We start from the raw sequence: 1,174 nt of genomic DNA, 5'->3' as shown, positions 1-1,174 counted from the left end.
GGTAATCCCCCCGTTCTTAACGGGGCTCTACGGTAGAATTCACGCGGCCATTTTCAGTTTCTGTGCGGGTGTGATGCCGCCGATGCCCATATTGGGCCGCTCGTTGTTGTAGGTCCATAGCCACTGCGTGGCGAATTCCTGCGCCCCCTCGATACTTTCTATAATGTGCTGATCGAGCCATTCATGCCGAACGGTTCGGTTGTAGCGCTCGACATAGGCGTTCTGCTGCGGCTTGCCCGGCTGGATGTGGCTCAAGGCAATGCCCTGCCTTTCGGCCCATTCCATCAGCTTGCCGCTGACATATTCGGGGCCATTGTCCACGCGTATGGCAAACGGCTTGCCACGCCATTCGATGATCTGGCTCAAGCTGCGGATGACGCGCTCGGCAGGAAGCGAGAAATCCACTTCGATGCCCAGCCCCTCGCGATTGAAATCGTCCAGGACGTTCAACAACCGGAACGGCCTGCCGTCCTCCAGGCGGTCCGCCATGAAGTCCATCGACCAGACCATGTTCGGCTGTTCCGGCACAGCCAGCGCATCCGGCCGGTCCCGCTTCAACCGCTTGCGTGGCTTAATCCGCAAGTTCAGCTCCAGTTCGCGGTAGATGCGGTAGACGCGCTTGTGGTTCCAGCGATGGCCCCGGACATTGCGCAGGTAAAGGAAGCACAAGCCGAAGCCCCAACTCCTCTTCGCCCGCGTCAGTCCGATCAGCAGATCGGCGATCTGCTCGTTCTCGTCGTTCAGCTTGGCGCTGTAACGATAGCACGTCTCGCTGACATCGAAGGTGCGGCAGGCGAGTGCGATGCTCACCCCACGCAGCGCCACTGCTCTCATGGCCATCTCTCGGCGTTGAGATGGCCGCGTCACTTTTTTCCCAGAGCCTCCTTGAGGAGTTCGGCCTGCATGCTCATCTCCGCATACATCTTCTTCAGCCGACGGTTCTCGTCTTCCAAAGCCTTCATCTGGCTGATCATCGATGCATCCATGCCGCCATACTTGGCTCGCCATTTGTAAAATGAGGCCGTGCTCATCCCGTGTTCCCGGCATAGCTCAGGCACTGGAACGCCACCCTCGGCCTGACGCAGGATCGCAAGGATTTGCGGTTCGCTAAATCTGCTCGTCTTCATCAAAATCTCCTCGATCATCTTGCCGAGAAAATTCTACTTTTGAAGCC

At 58.1% G+C, this 1,174-nt stretch carries 1 protein-coding gene; it reads right to left on the bottom strand.

The features are described 5' to 3' along the window. Positions 1–39: 39 nt before the first annotated feature. Positions 40–1,127 (bottom strand): IS3 family transposase gene (locus tag ACT6VE_RS34825; RefSeq protein ID WP_444802658.1). Its coding sequence is split into 2 segments (ribosomal slippage): positions 40–866 and positions 866–1,127, totalling 1,089 coding nucleotides; the frame shifts between segments, so codons are not numbered across the junction. Between the last annotated feature and the right edge of the window lie 47 nt (positions 1,128–1,174).

Origin of the sequence: Shinella sp. (genome assembly GCF_052438155.1) — a bacterium.
In the GTDB taxonomy this organism is placed as follows: Bacteria; Pseudomonadota; Alphaproteobacteria; order Rhizobiales; family Rhizobiaceae; genus Shinella.
This window is presented reverse-complemented; position numbering and strand designations above follow the sequence as displayed.